Raw genomic sequence first — 19,273 nt, forward strand, 5'->3', positions numbered from 1 at the left:
TTTTGCGGTACTTTCCGAGTCCGAGAAATGCTATGTTTGGGACTTCTATTAGAGCAAGCTAAAGTTTAGCTCGCTGGAATTTGTGCCGGGAATAAAAGCAATCACATCATTATTTAGAGTAAAAATCCCCGCTCCAGTTCCCGCTTGACCCAAATTCAAATCGCTCAACGTTACCCGGTCGGTTCCGCCGACAAAAAGAATATCTTCTGCTGGATTAAAGTCCGTAATCAAGGCAAAATCTTCACTTCCCAATCCCACATAATACAACGAAAGTTCAGATCCCAAGTAAAAAAAATCGAATCCCTCACCGCCCGTCAGGGTATCGATTTCGCCGAGTCCGGGATTAGAAGTATTTGAATTATCAATTCCAAATAAAATATCATTGCCTTTATCTCCCGAGACCAAATCATTGCCGGCTCCACCAGTAATCAAATCATCTCCTTGACCGCCAAAAACTTGGTCATTTCCTTCTGTTCCGTTGATCAAATCATTCCCCAAATTGCCAAAAATTTGATCGTTTCCCCCTCCAATATCAACAATCTGGTCATCCCCCTGACCTCCAAAAATGGTGTCGTCTCCTTCGTCGCCATCCAGCAAATCTGACCCTTGATTTCCAAAAAGAAAGTCATTGTCAGCAAAGCCGAAAATCGCATCATCTCCCTCCAAGCCAAACAAAGTGTCCGGTCCAACATCACCAAGTAGTTCATCGTTGGCTGGGGTTCCAATAATTTCTGCCATGATCAAAACCTCCCGATCAACAAAACCGTTGAATCGATATGGATATCTGACCCGAGAACCCCCGAATTCAACGGGGCTTTTTCCCGGCTACCCCTACCTATTTTGGGCGGGGTAATGCTTATGCAAAACACCAATTATAACCAGTTTCCGATGAGGACAAAAGGCGCCCAATAGTGGGGCAATTTCCAGTTTTCGTTGGGAGAGTTTTTTAAAAACTCAAGCTGAACGGTTTGCAGCGCTTTAGCCTTATTAACGGTTCCGGTTTCGTTGGCTTTAAGCAGTTCTTGATAGAGTCGTTTCATAAACTCGGCAGTCGAGCGATCGTTAACTTTCCATAGCGTTGCAATTGTGCTTCGCGCCCCCGCCCGCACCGCAACGCCGGCTATTCCAAGTATAGCTCGATCGTCTCCCTCTGCGGTTTCACAAGCGCTGAGGGTGAGCAATTCAATGGGAATGGCCCGATCCGATCGCTGCTCCCGCAAGATGCGGTCAATTTTTCGAGCGGTTAGCAACTCCTTCCAAGCCACAACAAAGCTTTCATCAAGATTCGATCCAAACTGACCGTGAGTGGCAATATGAAGGATGGTCAAGTCGGTTTGAAGTAGCTGATTTTCTAGGTTCAATATGCTGAAATTTTCGTTGAATAACGGTGAATTGCTCTGGGGAAGTAATGTCTGGAGATCGTTTAATTCTTCCTGGACTTGGGGAAGCGGATCGAAGGACTCATTTTTTTCTCCAAATTCGATAGTTTGTTCTCGACTCACCCCCGCCAGCAGAGCGTTTAAACTAATTTTTGAAAAGGGTTCGGGGCTTAACAGTTGCAAGCCTGGAGCGAGGGCGATCGCATATTTTTCGATCAAGTATTTCTCCGCTTTGGAATCGTAAAGGGCGGCCATCGGAATGGTTCGGAATGCTCCATCCAGCACAAACACCAGGGTTGTTCCCTCCGATAACTTTTGTTGTTCTTCTGCGGGGCGAATCAGCCAGTCGTAAAGGGTTGAGGAGTCGTCAAGAAAGCTCTTTTCAGCCTTCTCGCTTCTGACCCGTTCTTGTTCGGAAGCGTCTTCTTTTAAAGCGGGATTAGATGATAGGTAGGCGCCCAATCCTTCGTTGATAATCTGCTGTACTTCTTGCCGTTTAACCGCCCGTCTGTAGTGGAAGAAATTATTGTCGCCGGGAAGTTTGAGAATCACTTCGATTCGGTCATCCAAAATGATAGGATAAATGATTGTTGTTGGGGCGGTTATCGTATCAACTACGGTATCAATTTCTTGGGGTCTGGCTTCGGTACAAGCATCTTGAAAAAAGTCATTTATTTCTGCGAGTTGTAACGCTTCGATAACGGTTCGGGCTTGTTTGAGGTTGTCTAAACTGGGCTTTTCTGGTTTTAGGAGCAAATCAACGTATTCTCGATACAAGGGTTCGATGCTATCTCGAAAAGAATACCGAACATCGGAACTAATTACTAGCAAGTCTCGCCGGAGGGAACCGAGAGTTTTAAAGGCAATATTGTAGGCGGGGATCGGGTCAATTTCGCCGTTTTTTTGGGCTTTTTGTAGCCGTCCCAATTGCCACTGCAACAGGTAGGTGATTTCGCCGGATTCGTAGGAGGAAATTGAGTCTAATTCCAAGGCTTGGCGAGTATATTTTTCGGCTTTTTTAAAGTCTTGAGTTTGTTGGTAGGTTGCTGCCAGGTAGCCCAAAGCATAGGCTTGGGCGCGAGTATTTTTCAGGGTTTTAGCATCTTGAATTGCTTCTTCGGTTAGGGTTATAATTTCTTGCCAGGAAACGGGATTAAAATCATTTTCTTCATAATTTTGAGCGTTTTCTAGGGTTGCCAAGCAACTTTGGAGTAGGGGTGAAAAGTCTTTGCGTTGAGACGGTTCTGTTCTCGATCCAGCAAAACACATTAAATTCTGCACCAAATTTAACTTGCCGTAAATTGTGGTTGTATTTTGGGGAACTTGTTTAAGTTGTTGTCGAATTTGTGTCTGTAAATCGTTGACTTTATTCCAGTCTTGAGTGACAAGGGATAGGTTTAATTGGTTGAGTTGGGCTTGAATTTTAGAGGTTGGGTCAGTTGCTATTTCGAGCGCATCTTGATAGTATTTTTGAGCTTTTTCGTTGAGTTCTGGATCGTTAAAACGGTTTTGACTTCGGGTCAAATTTCCTAAACTCATCAGAGCGGCAGCTTGAACTTCGGGTAAGTTCAGTTTTTTAGCAATTTCTTGACCGTTTTCGAGATAAATTTGAGACTCATCGGGATTTCCAATGACTCGAAAAATATCTCCTAAACTCACAAAGGCAATCGCTTTTTCGGATGAATCGGGCTGACTTTCTAGATGTTTGGCGGTTTGTTCTAAAATCTCTTCTGCTCGGTTATAACGTCCCAAGGTTTGCCAAGCTTGAGCCTGATTAATTTGATTTTGAGTGATATGGGTTAAGTTGCCCGTATCTTGATAAATTTTAAACGCTGTTTTCCAAGCATCTAAGGCAGCTTGTGGATTTCCTTTGGCGAGTTCAAGGCTTCCTTGAATGTCGAGAGTTTGGGCGAGAACTTGAGCCGTTTCTCGGTTTTCTTTAAGTCGCTCTAAAAGGTCAAGACTCTGATTAATCGCTTGAGTTGCTTCGTTCCAGCGTCCGAGTTGTTGATAGGTTAGAGACAGGTTACTCAGGGCAATTGCTTGATTTAACGGATCTTTTTGTTCGGCGAAGAATATCACAGCTTGTTGCCACGCAACGGCAGCTTGCTCAAACTGTTGTTGAGTGTAGAAAGATTTGGCTTGTTGGACGAAAATCGACTCGGAAACTTGGGCGAATTCGGGATAAGAATTAAAGAAAACTATATCGGGATGAGGCTGGGAGCGAGCAATAATCGGCGAAAAGCTCAGGGAGAAAATAAATAATAAGATAGCAATCCCAGTGGAGCGTCGATGAAATCGTTGTTTGACGCAAATCCCGAAGGCTGTCGTCAGTTTTGATCGCAGTTGATTCCAGAATTTAATCGGCTTCATTCTAACCCCCAGTAAAAAGTAAAATCCCTCTCATGTTTAGAGAAGGATACCCTATCAAAAAATACTTTGTACCTACAAGTCAAGATGTGACCTCGACCCCATTTTTCTAGCCAATGATTCGGTGTGAATCTGCGGTTTGTACCAGGATGTCTTCAACTTGAGTCGGAGTCAAATTCGGATTGGCACTCAACATCAAAGCGGCAATTCCAGCAACGTGGGGCGTTGCCATCGATGTTCCGTTCAAGAAAGCGTGTTGATTACCCGGAGTTGTAGAATAGATCTCAACGCCAGGGGCGACCACATAATCGAGCAATATTCCCGACTCATTGGAGAACTCCGCCAAACCATTTGTGATTTCAATTGCCCCCACCGCAATACCAAAATCACAGGCATAACGGGCGGGAAAATCGGGTTCAGAACTTGAATCATTTCCTGCTGCCATCGCCACAACAACACCTTGTTCATGGGCATATTGAAGCGCCTCTTCCACGATTTCATCCGGTGAAGTTGAACCCAAACTCAGGTTAATCACATCTGCACCGTTATCGACGGCATAGCGAACTCCATTGGCTATAGCATCAGACGTTTCATAGTCTCCAGCGCCGAAGACTTGCACGGGCATAATGGTGGCATCGGGAGCAATTCCAGTCACCGCAGAATCATTGTTAATGGCGGCAATGGTTCCGGCGACGTGAGTACCGTGAGCGTTCAAATCCATTGGGTCATTATTGGAGTCGGAAAAGTTCCAGCCGCGAATATCGTCAATGTAGCCATTATCATCATCATCAATGCCGTTATCGGCAATTTCTCCGGGATTTATCCAAATATTATTGGCTAAATCGGGATGGGTATAATCGACTCCGGTATCCACAACGGCAACGGTAATGTTTTCACCCGTGTAGCCCTGCGCCCAAACTTCGGGAGCATTCACCCATTCTACGCCCCAGGCGGTTTTGTCAACCGGAGGAACCTCCGGAAACGCGGACGGTAATCCTAATCCACGAGCAACGGCGCTAGCCGCATCTACACCCCCATAACCCCATTCAAAACTGTAGATATCCGGCAGCAAATTTAGGGTATATTCGGTATTACCCGAAAATTGAGCCACCCGAACGTAGTAAGTACCTGCCGCCAAGTTTGTGATTTGAATGGATTCGGGTAAATTTCCCATACTATAGGAACCCGCAATCACTTCTCCGGGATCGACTATTCCATTAACATTCATATCTTTAATTAATTCAACTTCTGCATCGGCTTCCAATCCCAACAAAGCTAAACTAAATTCACGGGTTTCGGGCAGGTTAAATCGATAGTAATCTTCCAAATCCTCGATGCTGATGAAGTCACTAGCGGTTTGTAGGCCATGAAGTCCGATTAAATTATGGGCGGTTTCTAAGGAATTTCCCGCTCCATCTAGAATTGGAGTTGCAGATAAATTCAGGCTGTAATCTGTGCTGTTCAATTCTTCTGGATAAACCCGCACGTAGTAGGTTCCGGTTGTTAGAGCTTCCCTTAATTCTTCGGGTATGCTTCCATAGTTGTCTGCGGTTGCCAACGTTTCTCCGGGATCGACAATACCGTTGTTATTGATATCTTGAATCAGGTCTACATTTACATTGGAACTCAACCCATAAACTAAAGATGTAACCCGATGAGTTCCGGTCAAGTCAAAGCGATAATAATCCTCCAAATCCACAGCGCTCACGGAATCGGTAATGATAGGAGCGGTATCGAGAGAAGCATTATGGGCTGTTGCCAAGGAATTTCCCCCCACATCGGGTTGCAGAGGAATGGGTGCGGGGTTAATTAATAAATCGTAGTCGGTATCGCCAATACATTGATCGACGTGAATGTAATAGGAACCCGCTTCTAGGATTTGATTGACTTCATCGGGATTACTTCCGGTGTAGTAGGAACTTCCGAGAATTTCATCGTATTCAACCTCTTCATTATTGTCCAAGTCTTGAATCAGTCTTAAGTCGGCATCGGATTCCAAACCATACAGCAAAACTTCTAGATTGGTGGGTGCAATCAACTGAAAATGATAGTAGTCATGGAGATCATTCTCGCCTACCGAATCCTGCAACATTTGAGGCGTTTCAATGATACCCAGATCCAATGCGGTAGCCAAAGTATTTCCAGCTAAATCCGTAGGAGTAAGAGATGATGCCAACCCACTTGAATGATTTTCAAGAGACAGTGAGGGGGTGCTATCGTCTTCCGTGTTGAACATCTTGGTTTCGGCAATTTGCCGTCTGAATTCTTCCTAAACCAACATATTTTTGAGGTGCAATCACATATGCACGATCTTGAATATTTTTAGGACTGAACAAGTCAATGGCTTTGTTGATATTTCGGGAAATGCTATACCGTTAACAATTGGCAGTTCAACCCGACTTTTTGATGTGGCTCCATCATCACAGCCTTTTTCTGGAGAAAACGCCAACTTTTTAGGAGATTATCTGGTCAGTGCTAATAATGATTTTACTCTGACGTTCTCCGAGCTTCCCAATGGAACATATGAGATTTTGACCTATACTGTTGGACGACAGGATGCTCCTCAAGAATCAACCGTTACACCCTTTGGAGACGCTTCATTAACAAAAACGAACAGAGGAGTTTGGTTTGGTAGTTTGCGCGAAGATGTTACTCATTCGCGACACGTATTAGAAATCACGGAGGGAGAGTTTTCGATAGATATCTTTGGAAAACCTACCCGGTGGGACAATCGTTTATCAAATTATTGAAGGAGAAGATGAATTGATTGCTGTTATTGAAGGAGTATTTTCTTTAACTCTGGCAGAAAACGCCTTTGTTTTTGTGTAAACCCCGGAGTCGAGAAGGTTAATTCGAGTGGGGATAAAAATTCACCGGATTGGGTGAAGTCATAAAATTGAGATTGAGGAATGATATAGAGTATAGATGGATAAAACAGATACAAACTTACGAACTCAATTCCCTTGGGTTCGTTTTATTGTTGCTGATTCGTAACTTTGGGAATTAGGGAAAACTCGTTAAATTGTTGTTTAACTTCCGTCAATATTTTATCTAATTGATCGCGCCGTTGTTGTTCAGAGGGCGTTAAATTTTCTTTCTGTTGAAGTTGCGTTAATTCTTTTCCAATTTCAATCACGTTCTGTTGCAGTTTGTTGTAACGGGCGAGAATTTCCTGTTCCGGTTGATAAAATTCGATTCCGCCAGCAGTGTTGGCATTTCCCCGAACATTTTTGAGGTAATCTTCCAACTCCTGAACTTTGAGTAAATCCAAAACTCGCTGTGCTTCTAATACTCGATTTTCTTTTAACAATAAATCGGCTAAACGACGATATCTCCCAGAAATACTATCTATATAGGATTGCTGAAGTTCTCTGGGCAAGTTTTGAAGTCGTTCATAACGAATAGATTCCGTAGCATTAACAGATTGTTTCAGCAAAGCAATTGCTAGTTTGGGTTGATTTTGTTTCTCTAATAAATAACCTATATTTTGGAGGGTAAGGGCTTCCATCCCCAGATTACCAATCTTTTTTGAAATTACTAAAGACTCTAGATAAGATTCTAATGCTTTCTGATACTGTCCCAAACCCTCATAAGCAGCGCCTAAATTATTTAAACTACAAGCTTGACAACCCCCAATCTCTCGGTTTATAACTAATGATTTTTCGTGGAACTCAAGTGCCTGCTGATATTGTCCCAAATTATAATAAGCACTGCCCAAATTATTCAAAGATGCAGCAATTTCTGCACGGTCGCCAAGCTCTTGTTTAACCATCAAAGACTGTCGGTGAAACTCTATTGCTTTCTGATATTGTCCCAAGCCCTCATAAGCGATACCCAAATTGTTGAGAGAAGTAGCAATTCCTGGGCGAAATCCAAGCTCTTGTGCAATTGCCAAAGACTGCTGATGAAATTCTATGGCTTTTTGATCTTGACCTAACCTATCATAAATCAACCCCAAAGTATTGAGGGTTCAAGCCTCTCTAAAGCGATCTCCGATTTTTCGTGTGATAACTAAAGACTGTTGATAGAATTCTATTGCCTGTTGATACTGCTTTAAATTGAAATAAACAATTCCTAATCTATATTTAATCTTTAATTTTCTATAGCCTTGAGCTTTGGGACAATTAAGCTCCACAGCATAAAGTCCCTTGCTTCTGCTGAATTGGCATACTCAGCAATACGTTCTTTGTACACGCTTGGCGATCGTAGACTCATACCACATCCGGTTATCAAAGAGGGCTTGTCCCTGCGTCCTCAAATCCTATGTCTAGCAAGGCGGCTAATTTTTCAAATGCCCTCTTGGGGTAAAGCCGAGATAAGCGCAAAATAGGACACGATGTAAATATTTGTAAAAAGCGGAACTCCGCACCTACTTGAGAATATTCGCACTTAATTGAGAATGGCAGCTTTAGGCAGCATTAGGCAACTTTAGGCAACTTTGAGATACCGATCCAAACTGCCGATCCGATCCATGACAGGGAGTCAAAGTCGTCTAAGAAGAATTGACCTTCTACTGAAGTTCCCCTGATAAAAAATGACGGAATTCCTTTCTGAAGGGAGTAGAGCGCAATGCGCGAAATTTCCCTTACTGGGTACATCTGTGATGCGTGACGACCGAAGCGGATTAATGATGCGATCACTTTTTTCTGCATTGTACAGCGATCGCTGGATTCTGTCTGGAGTTACATGGGTACATATCCCCAGACATTAATCGCTACAACCATTATACCACAGGAATTTTAAGCGTATTTGAGTACATTTACAGGGGGGAACTTCAGTTATGAGATCTATTCCAAAACTTAAGCCAACCTTGCCAGTAAACCGCTAAGAACAGAGGTAAAAGCATGAAAGCTGATATGGGCTAACATTGCAGCCTCTAGCGAATATTGCCAAAAGAGCCAGCCAAACGCGATTCCCATAATCCCATTCAGTAACAACGCCCGAATAATCACAACGGTCGTGAGAGGAACGATCGCGGCAGTCGCTGGCAGGTGTAGTAGTCCAAATACCAACGCGGCTAGAACGATCGCGCCCTGGTAAATTCCTTGACTTGGCAACGTAACGCCTTGTTTTAGCCCTTTCCACGCGAGCCAAATAAGCAGCGACATTAAACCCCAGCGCATCAAAATTTCCTCAGTGATGCCGCCATAGAACATTGCTGTGAGCAAATTCAACCAACTTGGCTCTGCATTATTGGCTGCCCGTAGCGCTTCAGGTAGGAATTGTTGCATCAACCGATCGAGCAACAAGAGAACAATCGCCCCCGCTGCGCCTACACCCAAGCTCCACTTCATCTCAACAGCAAAAGATAGAGACTTAGTAGTATGAAACACCCAATGATCAATCAAATGGGAGCTTAATCCAACACGGTAGGCACAGCCAATCCCAATCAGAATGCTGATTGCCAGTAGAATTGAATACTGTATTCCTTGCAGAAGCATTAAAATCCACAATGGCGGCACTTTTTCCAGTATTTCTGGAGACAGTTTCGCTAACTGTTGCTCGACTAAAGGAATAGACGCGATCGTGAACATGACAATTCCCACACTGCCCAATACAAATAAAATCCCAAATTGTTTCAGAATTACCATTGGTTTAATCTCCAGCGGATTGCCGTCTCCTGCCAACATGGGAAGGTGCTGAAAAGACAAACAAGGTAGGACGCTCCTGCATTGATGAACAGGTTGGTTTGAAGTCCCGAAGGCAGATTTTGGTATCCAAGCGAGATCGCCGTCAAACAAACTCCCAGCGCCAGATACAGGAAAGTAAACAAGGTAAATCGTTTCATTATTTCTTCTCCAATAAAGCTTATTCTCTGTACCAGACACGCACACATTGAAAGTAATTGATTGTAAGACCCTGACTGATCATCACTGGGTAGAAAGCATTACTGGTCGTCACTCCGTAGACACCATCACTTGTGCCTTCAATCCGATCGGGTAAAACAACAGTTTCAACATTGATCACCTGTATCGTTGTATTTTCAATCCACTGATTTACAGCACTCACAACCTCAGAGAAAGATTCATACTCGGAAGCTCCGCCGAAGGGTCCTCGTTTAGTAATCCGAGGCGCAAAATCTTTGTACTTAATTAAAGCCACTTTATCTTGTATCATTCTGCTTCTCCTGTTTTAATCAAGACCGACTTTCAGCACAAAATCAAACTCCGATCCGTTTAGCAATTACCAACGCCGTCAAGCTGGTCTAATTTTCTGTAAACTTCAGCACAATTTTGCCCCGTGTTCCTCCCTGCTCTAGACGCTGATGTGCCAGAACGACCTGATCCCAAGAAAATACTGAATCAATCACTGGGCGAAGCTGATGACGCTCGATGAGTTTTGTCAAAGCCTCTAATTTTGCTCGGTACTGGGGTGAAAAAACAAAATGAATCGTCAGATTCTTGCCCCATGCTTCAAGCAGCGATTGCGGAGTTGCAATGTCTACAATGCTTGTAAGCCTACCGAAGGGGCGAATGATTTCTAGACTACGCTGAATGGTTTCTCCGCCAATGGTATCTAGAACTAAATCCACACCCAGTCCATTTGTTTCTTGACGAATGACTTCTACGTAATCTTCATTTTTGTAATCAATCACCCGATCAGCGCCCAGTTCTGTCACGAAATCTCGGTTTCTAGAACTACACGTCGCAAAAACGTATGCCCCGATCGCTTTGGCGAGTTGAACTGCGATCGAACCCACTCCACCCGCACCCGCATGGATGAGAACTGTTTCACCAACTTGTAGATTGCCCCTAGTCACTATACAATCCCAAACAGTTCCGCCTGCCAGCGGAAAAGAAGCTGCTTCAATGTGCGATAGATTTGCAGGCTTCAATGCAACAATCGCTGCATCAGCCACATGATACTGAGCGTAGCTACCGGATTCTCCAAAAATTTGCGGCGAGTAATACACGTTGTCTCCCACCTGAAAATCGGTCACAGCTTCGCCAATTGCCTCAATCACCCCTGAAACATCGACTCCAAGGATAGCGGGTAGTTGAACCAGTTCCTTGTAATCACCACGACGAGTTTGGTAATCGACTGGGTTAATCGAGGTTGCACATACTCTGACTAACACCTGATTCGCCTTCAGCGTTGGTGTAGGAACCGTTTGAATCTCAAACTTCTCAGCATCACCAAACGCAGTTAATACGGCTGCTTTCATAGATTCCATCTGTGCCAACTCTCCTTAATTTAGAATAAACAGTGACGGATTTTAATACCATTCAGCGTAGGTAAGTTCTCCCTAACTACCGCGTGTAGAGTATAAATTGACAGACTTTGGCTCTCGCTTCGTTGAAATTCTGGATGTTATCGACAACTTGGAGGAATATCGTCAAAATCGGCGCTAAATCCTTGAGGTAGGGATTTTAATGCGTGAGTTGAAACGTAACCTAACACCGCGTTGAGCGTGCCGTTGTACAAACCGGCTTTATCTTGCAGTATCATTCTGTTTCTCCTGTTTCAATTTCGTCAGTTTGTATCGGGTAAGTTTGTCTCAGCAACTCAGTGACTTCTTGCGCGATCGCTTTGCAGGGCATGATTAACTGAGGAGTCGCGAAGAGAATCAGTCTGAGGTGTACCTTCATGCCCAGAATCATTCTTTCTTTGTACCCGTAAATGCGTCATATAATTAGCCTCAATGAAATACGAAATACTGATTTATAATGGACTAAATCAATACGAAGGAATTCAGTTGTTGGTAGGGTTGAAAAAAAAAACGGCAATTTTGTTCAGAAAAACAAGCAAAATCTAGCCGCCAAAATTAGATAGCTTACAACACTTACAGACAAGTCAGATACGAATTGAGAGCAAAAATCGGGGAACTTAATGACTTGCAGCAATCACGGCTGCCATCAACTCAGTAGTGTTCCAGCGCTCGGTATACCGAATTCTATTGATAAATAGGGCCGGAGCAGTCGTCACTCCACTCTGTATTCCGCCTTCGATATCTTCATTGATCCGATTGACATACACTTGTTTAGACAACTCTTTGAGAAATTGAGGAATGTCAAGCCCTAAATCATTGGCGTACTCGACAAGATAACCGTTCTCCAACCTTTGTTGATGGTCAAATAAAGTATCGCTCATTAACCAAAACTTTCCTTGGGCGGCGGCGGCAACGGCTGCTTGGGCTGCCCGTTGCGCCTGGGGATGAATCTGGATCTGTGGAAAATGGCGGAAGATAAAACATAAATAATCCTCTCCAAAAGAAACCGTAAGCTCTTGCCGAATGATTTTAATCAGCTTGTAAATGGCTGCACTTCTAGGACATTGATAATCCCCATACATCACTAACACCACGGCGGCACTTAGCACACCTTGACTGTGATCTTGGGTTGAAGCTGGCACAACTAAAGAACTGGAACTATGGTCGTCGATCATCTTTCTACATCTGTATCAAGCATGGAACCTTGCGATTCACTTGCTCAATCCACATGAGTTCAATATAAGCAATTGGCTTTTAGTTGTCGTCTACAGCGAGTTAACATTTTTAGGCTGCAATTTGATGGAGCAGCCGCTCCTTCTCAAAATAGAAGGCTGGCTATAACTCAAGTTAGATTTAACGCTTAATTGTACGGTCAATCCTATCCGTCTGACGTGATCAAGAGCTGTTGCCTACATCATCTGACGGATCGGGCGAACAATCACTTCGTTGACATCGACATCATCCGGCTGGGATACGGCATACAGGACAGCACTGGCGATCGTATCTGGGTTGAGTGCATCTTTGCGAAGTTCTTTCAAGAAGCCTTTTGTTGGCTCGTCTGTGATATCAGAGCCGAGTTCGGTCTCAACCACGCCAGGAGAGATGATGGTGACGCGAATCGTTTTCGACTCCTGCCGCAGTCCATCGGAGATTGCCCAAACTGCGTACTTGGTCGCGCTGTAAACTGCGCTAGTAGGTACTACCACATGGGCACCAATCGACGCGGTATTGATGATTTGTCCGCCACCTTGCGCTTCCATAATCGGCAAAGCTGCTGCAATACCATTCAACACCCCGTTGATATTCACGTTGATCATCGTGTCCCATTCCTCGACTTTCAAGGCATTCATCGGGGAGAGCGGCATCACGCCTGCGTTGTTAAAGATGACATCGACGCGATCGAACTTGTCTTTTGCAAACCCAATGAACGCTTTCACATCTTCTCGATCGGTGACATCTACGGCTTTAAATTCTGCTGTACCGCCTGAGGTGTGGATCTCCTCAACAATCTTTTCGAGCTTTTCGGTGCGCCGTGCGCCCAAAAGCACCTTTGCACCGTTTCGAGCGAGTAACTTAGCTGTGGCTTCGCCAATCCCGCTACTGGCTCCAGTGATCGCAATGACTTTGTTCTCAATGTTTAACATCGTTGTTTTCCTTTCTGTTCGAGTTGAGTGCTGTGAACTAAATATTGATTTCCATTTCCTGGGTCATGAAGGTGAAACCCTTGTCCACAATTCTGTAAACTTGCTCATGTCTAGGAAGGCGATCGCTTCGATTACTTGGTCGTCTTTCATGCGGAAATACCAGGTGTAGGTATTCCGATACGGTCTGCCGTCTCTGGCGGTCGCCTCCCCGTCCCATAGCACGATCACCATATCGCCGTCCGCCCAGATGCCGCGTACAGTCGGGACGATCCGGGCTGATAATCGGACACTGGTCGGGCTGACGACTTGATCGAGTAATGCTTGTCGGCTGCGATATGTACCCGCAGTTGCACCCGTCCCAGTAATTGTCCAGGTTACATCCGGGGCAAGCAGATCAAAGGCACTGCCCGTTCCGTTGCGCCATTGGTCGAAAGACTGCTGGACAGTTGCTTTGTTGCGTTGCTCGATCATCTGAGTTGCTTGTGCATCTGCTGGATTAGACGCAGTTGCTTGGGATAAGTCTGCGATCGCTGAAGGCTGAACCAGGAAGGACTGTTGATTCAATACTGTCGGGTAATCACTTGACCCAAACGCAGTCACATTCGATTGAATATTTGCTTGAGCCGTGCCAGCTTGCATCACTGCCGGAATAGCCAACAGCCCAACCAGCCCTACTCCAATGAAAATCTGACCTGAATAACGCATGATCTCAATCTCTTGTCTATTCGTCTGAGTTCAGCATAGGTTTGAAAAGCTGTGCTTGAAATGCCCAAACCTATCCAATGATTGCCTAATTCTCCACAATGATCGTTTGCAGAGATTCTATAATGGTCAACTGTAAGGTATTGAGTTAGTCGAGTCTCTGCTATGACAGTCGCAATCTCTCGCCCTGACGTAATTGCGGATCACCGCCAAGAAATCGCCACACGGATAATCCGGCATACCAAATCAAGCGGCAACATTATTCAACCTACAGCGATCGAGCAATTAGACTTTACGCGCTCAGATACAGTATCCAATGCACCTCATAGCGTGTACGAACCAATTCTGGCGATCGTTGTTCAGGGTCAGAAAAAAGCATTTCTGGGTGAGGAGATGTATCAGTATGGTGCAATGCAGTATCTTGTCGTCTCTGTTGATTTACCGCTGAGTGGCTTTGTGACTGAGGCGACACCTGACAAGCCGTATTTGGGGCTGAAGCTGAACTTAGACTTGATGCAATTGTGTGAGATGGTTGCCCAAATGGGTACCAGTTCGACAAAGAAAGAAAACTCTGTTCGAGGTGTATCAGTTAGCAACGTCGATCCAGCCTTGATGGAGTGTACTCTTCGCCTCATCAAGCTCTTGGACACCCCGCAACACATCTCCATGCTGGCACCGTTAATGATTCGTGAACTCTATTACCATCTGCTGTTGGGTGAACAAGGGGAAGCCGTGCGTCAAATTGCCACATCCGGCAGTAATATGCAGCGAATTGCTTTAGCGATTCAACAAATTAAATCTAATTTTACCCAGCCGATGCGGATCGAGGATTTAGCGAGTCAGATCGGTATGTCTACTTCGTCATTGCATCGGCATTTCAAGCAAGTTACTTCGATGAGTCCGCTTCAGTATCAGAAGCAGTTAAGACTGTTAGAAGCGCGTCGTCTGATGCTCGCTGAGGATTTCGATGCGACCTCTACTGCCTACCAGGTGGGATATGAAAGTCCGTCACAGTTTAGCCGGGAATATTCGCGCCTGTTCGGTGCGCCGCCCATTCGAGATATTGAACGGTTACGGACAACTTGAACGAAGACTGCTAGTTATCCATTGATTACAGCAACCCTATAAACTGACAATGCCGCGTTTAACCGCAACAATCACCGCCTGAGTGCGATCGCTGACATCTAACTTATTCAAAATCCGATTCACATGAGATTTAACAGTACCTTCACCAATACTCAAAGCCGCCGCAATATCAGCATTACTCATTCCCTGTGCCAGTGAGCGGAGTACATCTAGTTCTCGTTCACTCAGTTCTGGATTGCTGAGACGTTGAACTAACTTTGCTCCCACATCGGGCGGAATATACTTCTGACCCCGATAAACGGTACGAATGGCATTCAGAAGCTCGTCCGGTTCAGTTTCTTTTAACAGATATCCTTTGGCTCCTGCCTGCAATCCCCGATAAATATCTTCGTCACTATCATAGGTTGTCAGTACAATAATCCGAGCAGATTTAGCAATAGCACAAATTGCACCGATGGCTTCCACTCCTTCGACTTCCGGCATTCGCAGATCCATTAGCGTGACATCCGGTTGGTGTTCCTCAAATAGAGCGATCGCTTGTTCCCCATTTTCGGCTTGGGCAATCACCTGCATATCTGGGTCACGGTTAATAATCGTGGCTAATCCTTGCCGAAAAATAGCATGATCGTCTGCAATCAGAACCCGAATGGTCGTGGCTTGGCTCATCGTGTTGCTACTCCCGATCGACGGTAACAATCATCTCTGTTCCTTGTCCGGGTTGACTTCTAATCGTGAGTTGTGCGCCGATGCGCTCTGCCCGTTCGCTCATGCCAAGTAAGCCAAACCCCTCCGAGCAGGGAATACTTCCAACTCCAAAGCCTTGTCCATTGTCTTTCATACGCAAGCAAACTCGATCGCGATCGTAGACTAATTCTACTCGGATTTCGTCAGCATTGGCGTGTCTAATCGCATTGGTTAAGGCTTCCTGCCCAATCCGCAGTAGGTTACTCTCGACTTCAGTGGGTAGAGAATACACTGCACCCTCAATCTCATAATATAAAGTGATATCCATTGCGGCACTTCTGATTTGAGCGATGAGACGATGTAGAGCGCTCTGTAAACTGCCCTCCTCCAAAAGCTGAGGACGGAGTGCTACTACCGATCGCCGTGCTTCAGTCAGTCCAGTTCGCGCCAATTCTTTGATCAGGTCTAGGTGTGCCCCAGTTGCTTCTACATCATCCGTTAGCACCTGGTTTGCCGCTCCCACCTGAGCCAGAATACCTGTAAACGCCTGAGCGAGTGTATCGTGAATTTCGCGTGCCATGCGGTTACGCTCTTCTAAAATCGAGGCTGCTTCAGCCCGTTTGCAAGCGGTGATGTCTCGTGCCAGCCAAATCACCTGGTCGTGATTGATTGGGGCAATACGAGCCGAAAACCAGGCTTCTCGTCCATTTAGAAACGCACTGTACTCCACTGTGAGGATTTGTTGGGTTCTCAGCACCTGCTGAATATAACTTAGAAATTCATCGGCTTCTTCCCTTCCGAGTTGAGGCATGGTTTGACCAATCATCTCCTCAAAGGGGTGCCATAGCAGATTTGGTTCCAGGACCATTATTTCAAGGAATCGCCCTTCAGCAGACAGTACAAACAATGGATCGGGAATTGCCTCAATTAGAGTCCGTAGCTTTGTCTCTGAGGCTTGCAATGCTGCTTCTGCCTGTTTGAGATCGCTAATATCCGCAACCACCCCTTCGACGTATCCATCGGCTGCATTCATATAAGAAGAGGTAAGTCCCCAGAAAACTGTCCCATCTCGTTTTCGCAGTTGTGCTTCATAGCTTCGCAGTTCCCCATCCCGCTTCATCAACTCATGGGCTTGTTGGCGATCGCTGGGATTTACAAAATAGTCGATGCTGTGTTCTAGCCCAATGATCTCTTGGGGTGAATCAAAGCCCAACAGGTTGGCAAGGCGTTGGTTGGCATCGAGAATTAAGCCATCACCGATGCGGGTTCGGTAGATGCCAACCTGTGAGTTTTCAAAGATGTTGCGGAACTTGGCTTCACTGCGTTGTAATGCCTCTTCTGCTTGCCTACGCTGGGTGGTGTCGTTGCCCACCGATAAGATTTCAACGACCTCTCCCTGGTCATTGAAGATGGCTTGATTCGACCAGACCATCCAAACTCGCCGACCATCTCGACACAGGTTTTCACCCTCGCCTTGCGGGTACGATTGAGGATTACGAAGTAAATCACGGACAAAGGGTTTGACATCCCGCCCAGAGGTTTCGATGTCTGGAATGATAGTTTCAAATAAGGTTCGCCCTAAAATCTGATGTTCTTCATAGCCAAGAAGTTTTACCCCATAATCGTTGATGTAATGAATCTGTCCTTGCGGATCATAGCGAATGATAACGGAATTCGCGGTTTGTAGCAGATTGCGATAATTTGCTTCACTTTGTCTCAATGCGGCTTCGGTTTGTTGACGTTCAGCGATCTCCTGCTGCAAGGCTTGAGTTTGCTCTTCTACTTTTCGTTCCAGTGTTTCGGCATAATCTGCTAACTGTTTATACAGCCGAGCATTTTCTAGTGAAATTGCCGCAGTCGCCATCAACAGTTTAAGGACTTGTAAGCGATCGCTGGTAAACACTCCGGTACTGAGATTGTTCTCCAGATAAAGGATGCCGATCAGCTGACTTTGCTGGAGAATTGGCATACACAGGAGCGATCGCGTCTGTTGGTGTTGAATATAAGGATCAGTTGAAAAAGACGCTTCGCTGACTGCATCATCAAACACCAGAGTTTCAGATGTGCGTTCTACCGAGTGAATGACCGAGACAGGAATCGTTGCACACTCAGCAACAGCAAGCTTTTCTAGGTCACACTGTCTACTTCCGCTACATTGAGCCATCACAGTAAGTTGATCCTCTTCCAGGAGAACCAGAGCGCCAGTTTCGGCTCCTGCATTTTCTATCACCACCTGCATCAATGTGGCAATCAATTGATTGAGATGGATCATTAAACTCTCTCCGACGAAGGACTGCCAGTCATCTCAATCAAGTATATCGCTTGCCAAAATCCAGAAAATTAAACTTCTGGGTGGATTTTTGAAGGTTTTTTGTCAGGGGTATCGGAAACGGGAGAAAGCATGGACAGAGTGGCGATCGCACCCTTGACTTGTTGGGGTTGAATCTCCAAATATTGCTGCAACTGTTCGAGGTTTCGGTGGCCGGATATCTCTTGAATGGTTCTTAAAGGAATACCTACATTGGACATCTGGGTAAGGGCGGTTCGTCTCATGGAATGGGTGGATGCGCCATCAATATTCACCCGTTCAAAAGCCTTTCTCAGTACCCATGAGGCGGAATCGGGGTTGATGTGGTGGTCTTGTTCTTCCCTGAACACTCCCCCCGGAAACAGCCAAATCTTTCCTGCTTCGGGTTTGTACTTCTCTAAGTACCCTCTGAGTTCATCGAGTACCGGGATAGTGCGGGTTGCGAGTTGGCGCTTGGTGTGGGATTTTCGGAAGGTCAATTCCGGTCGGACGCGCCCTTTGCGATCATAAATGTCGGCTGTGTGGAGGGTGCAAGCTTCGTTAATTCGGACTGCGGTAAACAGGCAAACTGCAAACAATGTCCGATCTCTGAGGTTGTACAACCCTTGATAAAATAGCAGTTGAATTTCATCTGGGGATAGGATTTTTGCCTTCCCGTGTCGGTTAACTTTCACACCTGTATCCACAGCTAATGAATTAACTCTATGGGCTTGGGTCTAAATCTTCAAGTGGTTGAAAAAATCATCAAAAATTCTTCCTCTGATTGACGCTGGAAGTAACGGTTTAATCGCCAGCAGCGATTAAGTATTTGTTCTAAGTTTTAAAAAGTAAGAGTTAAAAGACTTAAACTTAAAGACCTCACCTGCGGATTTGGCTATTCGTTTTATAATTATTGTGATAAACGTTAACCCCAAAAGATTGAAATCTATCCCCACATAATCGCATTTCTATTATGACCTTTTAATCATTAAATAAGCACCCAATTAGACATCAACTAAATTTAAATAAACACTTTTTAAAGTTTATAAAATAACCCGATAACTTTAAAAATATTTTTCAGATTATAGAATGGTCATCAGTAGCTATAGGGGGTTAATTATTCACCTTCTTTTTAAATTGTTTTTTGTTATTTATTTTGTCAGTTTATTTTGTGGAATTTTTGATTAATTTTATAGATGAACAAGTTTTCGTACATTCTGAGTGTAGCGATAATTTGCTGACTCAAGATGCTTTTAGAACGTCTTGACCATAACAGCATCCCGATTGCAATAAACATCCTGAACACTTCAGCCTTAAGGCGGTACAAACTTTTGCTCCAAAGTTGCCTGCGGAACCATCAGATGTCTGATGCGTTGATTTTTAATGCCACGCTTGGCCCCAATCGTTACAC

The 19,273-nt window shown here is 44.9% G+C and carries 18 protein-coding genes; 2 read left to right on the forward strand and 16 right to left on the reverse strand.

All coding sequences use genetic code 11. The features are described from left to right. Positions 1–48 precede the first annotated feature (48 nt). The 3 genes from ACL6C3_RS15440 to ACL6C3_RS15450 all read right to left on the reverse strand — a co-directional run bounded on the left by ACL6C3_RS15440 (position 49) and on the right by ACL6C3_RS15450 (position 5,985). Positions 49–738 (reverse strand): calcium-binding protein, encoded by a 690-nt coding sequence (locus ACL6C3_RS15440; RefSeq protein WP_413168105.1) that lies wholly within the window; start codon positions 736–738, stop codon positions 49–51. Between the two features lie 134 nt (positions 739–872). Next, the gene (locus ACL6C3_RS15445; RefSeq protein WP_413168106.1) at positions 873–3,752 is read right to left on the reverse strand and encodes a CHAT domain-containing protein; all 2,880 of its coding nucleotides are present in this window, start codon (positions 3,750–3,752) and stop codon (positions 873–875) included. Between the two features lie 106 nt (positions 3,753–3,858). After that, on the reverse strand, positions 3,859–5,985 hold the full coding sequence (locus ACL6C3_RS15450; RefSeq protein WP_413168108.1) for a S8 family serine peptidase: 2,127 nt from the start codon (positions 5,983–5,985) through the stop codon (positions 3,859–3,861). 76 nt (positions 5,986–6,061) lie between these two features. Here ACL6C3_RS15450 and ACL6C3_RS15455 point away from each other — a divergent pair, with 76 nt between their 5' ends. Next, entirely contained in the window at positions 6,062–6,499 is a 438-nt protein-coding gene (locus ACL6C3_RS15455; RefSeq protein ID WP_413168109.1) for a hypothetical protein, read from the forward strand. 224 nt (positions 6,500–6,723) lie between these two features. Here ACL6C3_RS15455 and ACL6C3_RS15460 read toward each other — a convergent pair whose 3' ends face one another. The 10 genes from ACL6C3_RS15460 to ACL6C3_RS15505 form a co-directional block, all read right to left on the reverse strand. Continuing rightward, positions 6,724–7,701, reverse strand: coding sequence for a tetratricopeptide repeat protein (locus ACL6C3_RS15460; RefSeq protein ID WP_413168110.1), 978 nt, complete (start codon positions 7,699–7,701; stop codon positions 6,724–6,726). Positions 7,702–7,719: 18 nt separating this feature from the next. Next, positions 7,720–7,884 (reverse strand): tetratricopeptide repeat protein, encoded by a 165-nt coding sequence (locus ACL6C3_RS15465; protein ID WP_413168112.1) that lies wholly within the window; start codon positions 7,882–7,884, stop codon positions 7,720–7,722. Between the two features lie 664 nt (positions 7,885–8,548). Beyond that, positions 8,549–9,340 (reverse strand): CPBP family intramembrane glutamic endopeptidase, encoded by a 792-nt coding sequence (locus ACL6C3_RS15470; RefSeq protein WP_413168113.1) that lies wholly within the window; start codon positions 9,338–9,340, stop codon positions 8,549–8,551. Beyond that, the gene (locus ACL6C3_RS15475) at positions 9,334–9,537 is read right to left on the reverse strand and encodes a hypothetical protein (RefSeq protein ID WP_413168114.1); all 204 of its coding nucleotides are present in this window, start codon (positions 9,535–9,537) and stop codon (positions 9,334–9,336) included. The genes ACL6C3_RS15470 and ACL6C3_RS15475 overlap by 7 nt, the downstream gene beginning before the upstream one ends. Before the next feature lie 20 nt (positions 9,538–9,557). Continuing rightward, positions 9,558–9,866, reverse strand: coding sequence for a hypothetical protein (locus ACL6C3_RS15480; RefSeq protein WP_413168115.1), 309 nt, complete (start codon positions 9,864–9,866; stop codon positions 9,558–9,560). Between the two features lie 88 nt (positions 9,867–9,954). Then, a complete protein-coding gene (locus ACL6C3_RS15485; RefSeq protein ID WP_413168116.1) occupies positions 9,955–10,923 on the reverse strand; it encodes a zinc-dependent alcohol dehydrogenase family protein in 969 nt (322 codons plus the stop codon). A 137-nt stretch (positions 10,924–11,060) separates the two neighbouring features. After that, positions 11,061–11,198 carry a hypothetical protein gene (locus ACL6C3_RS15490; RefSeq protein WP_413168118.1) on the reverse strand — a complete coding sequence of 46 codons (138 nt, stop codon included), beginning with the start codon at positions 11,196–11,198 and terminating at the stop codon, positions 11,061–11,063. Between the two features lie 378 nt (positions 11,199–11,576). Further along, the gene (locus ACL6C3_RS15495) at positions 11,577–12,068 is read right to left on the reverse strand and encodes a DsbA family protein (protein ID WP_413168119.1); all 492 of its coding nucleotides are present in this window, start codon (positions 12,066–12,068) and stop codon (positions 11,577–11,579) included. 300 nt (positions 12,069–12,368) lie between these two features. Beyond that, positions 12,369–13,103, reverse strand: a complete 735-nt coding sequence (locus ACL6C3_RS15500; protein ID WP_413168120.1) for an SDR family oxidoreductase — start codon at positions 13,101–13,103, stop codon at positions 12,369–12,371. 63 nt (positions 13,104–13,166) lie between these two features. Further along, a complete protein-coding gene (locus tag ACL6C3_RS15505; protein WP_413168122.1) occupies positions 13,167–13,808 on the reverse strand; it encodes a nuclear transport factor 2 family protein in 642 nt (213 codons plus the stop codon). 162 nt (positions 13,809–13,970) lie between these two features. On the opposite strand from ACL6C3_RS15505, the gene ACL6C3_RS15510 reads away from it, so the two are divergent. After that, the gene (locus ACL6C3_RS15510; protein WP_413168124.1) at positions 13,971–14,891 is read left to right on the forward strand and encodes an AraC family transcriptional regulator N-terminal domain-containing protein; all 921 of its coding nucleotides are present in this window, start codon (positions 13,971–13,973) and stop codon (positions 14,889–14,891) included. A 36-nt stretch (positions 14,892–14,927) separates the two neighbouring features. On the opposite strand, the gene ACL6C3_RS15515 is transcribed toward ACL6C3_RS15510, so the two are convergent. From ACL6C3_RS15515 to ACL6C3_RS15525, 3 genes are all read right to left on the reverse strand, one after another. Next, positions 14,928–15,557, reverse strand: coding sequence for a response regulator (locus ACL6C3_RS15515; RefSeq protein WP_413168125.1), 630 nt, complete (start codon positions 15,555–15,557; stop codon positions 14,928–14,930). Positions 15,558–15,564: 7 nt separating this feature from the next. Further along, positions 15,565–17,847 carry a PAS domain S-box protein gene (locus tag ACL6C3_RS15520; RefSeq protein ID WP_413168126.1) on the reverse strand — a complete coding sequence of 761 codons (2,283 nt, stop codon included), beginning with the start codon at positions 17,845–17,847 and terminating at the stop codon, positions 15,565–15,567. Positions 17,848–17,915: 68 nt separating this feature from the next. Continuing rightward, entirely contained in the window at positions 17,916–18,569 is a 654-nt protein-coding gene (locus ACL6C3_RS15525; protein WP_413168127.1) for a tyrosine-type recombinase/integrase, read from the reverse strand. Positions 18,570–19,273: the final 704 nt, after the last annotated feature.

The sequence above is a fragment of the Capilliphycus salinus ALCB114379 genome, from assembly GCF_047276495.1.
In the GTDB taxonomy this organism is placed as follows: domain Bacteria; phylum Cyanobacteriota; class Cyanobacteriia; order Cyanobacteriales; family Microcoleaceae; genus Capilliphycus; species Capilliphycus salinus.

Bases quoted from the DNA above. Each gene is read 5' to 3' on its own strand.
- ACL6C3_RS15440 (WP_413168105.1), bottom strand. From the start codon at position 738: ATGGCAGAAATTATTGGAACCCCAGCCAACGATGAACTACTTGGTGAT.
- ACL6C3_RS15445 (WP_413168106.1), bottom strand. From the start codon at position 3,752: ATGAAGCCGATTAAATTCTGGAATCAACTGCGATCAAAACTGACGACA.
- ACL6C3_RS15450 (WP_413168108.1), bottom strand. From the start codon at position 5,985: ATGTTCAACACGGAAGACGATAGCACCCCCTCACTGTCTCTTGAAAAT.
- ACL6C3_RS15470 (WP_413168113.1), bottom strand. From the start codon at position 9,340: ATGGTAATTCTGAAACAATTTGGGATTTTATTTGTATTGGGCAGTGTG.
- ACL6C3_RS15475 (WP_413168114.1), bottom strand. From the start codon at position 9,537: ATGAAACGATTTACCTTGTTTACTTTCCTGTATCTGGCGCTGGGAGTT.
- ACL6C3_RS15480 (WP_413168115.1), bottom strand. From the start codon at position 9,866: ATGATACAAGATAAAGTGGCTTTAATTAAGTACAAAGATTTTGCGCCT.
- ACL6C3_RS15485 (WP_413168116.1), bottom strand. From the start codon at position 10,923: ATGGAATCTATGAAAGCAGCCGTATTAACTGCGTTTGGTGATGCTGAG.
- ACL6C3_RS15490 (WP_413168118.1), bottom strand. From the start codon at position 11,198: ATGATACTGCAAGATAAAGCCGGTTTGTACAACGGCACGCTCAACGCG.
- ACL6C3_RS15500 (WP_413168120.1), bottom strand. From the start codon at position 13,103: ATGTTAAACATTGAGAACAAAGTCATTGCGATCACTGGAGCCAGTAGC.
- ACL6C3_RS15505 (WP_413168122.1), bottom strand. From the start codon at position 13,808: ATGCGTTATTCAGGTCAGATTTTCATTGGAGTAGGGCTGGTTGGGCTG.
- ACL6C3_RS15510 (WP_413168124.1), top strand. From the start codon at position 13,971: ATGACAGTCGCAATCTCTCGCCCTGACGTAATTGCGGATCACCGCCAA.
- ACL6C3_RS15515 (WP_413168125.1), bottom strand. From the start codon at position 15,557: ATGAGCCAAGCCACGACCATTCGGGTTCTGATTGCAGACGATCATGCT.
- ACL6C3_RS15520 (WP_413168126.1), bottom strand. From the start codon at position 17,847: ATGATCCATCTCAATCAATTGATTGCCACATTGATGCAGGTGGTGATA.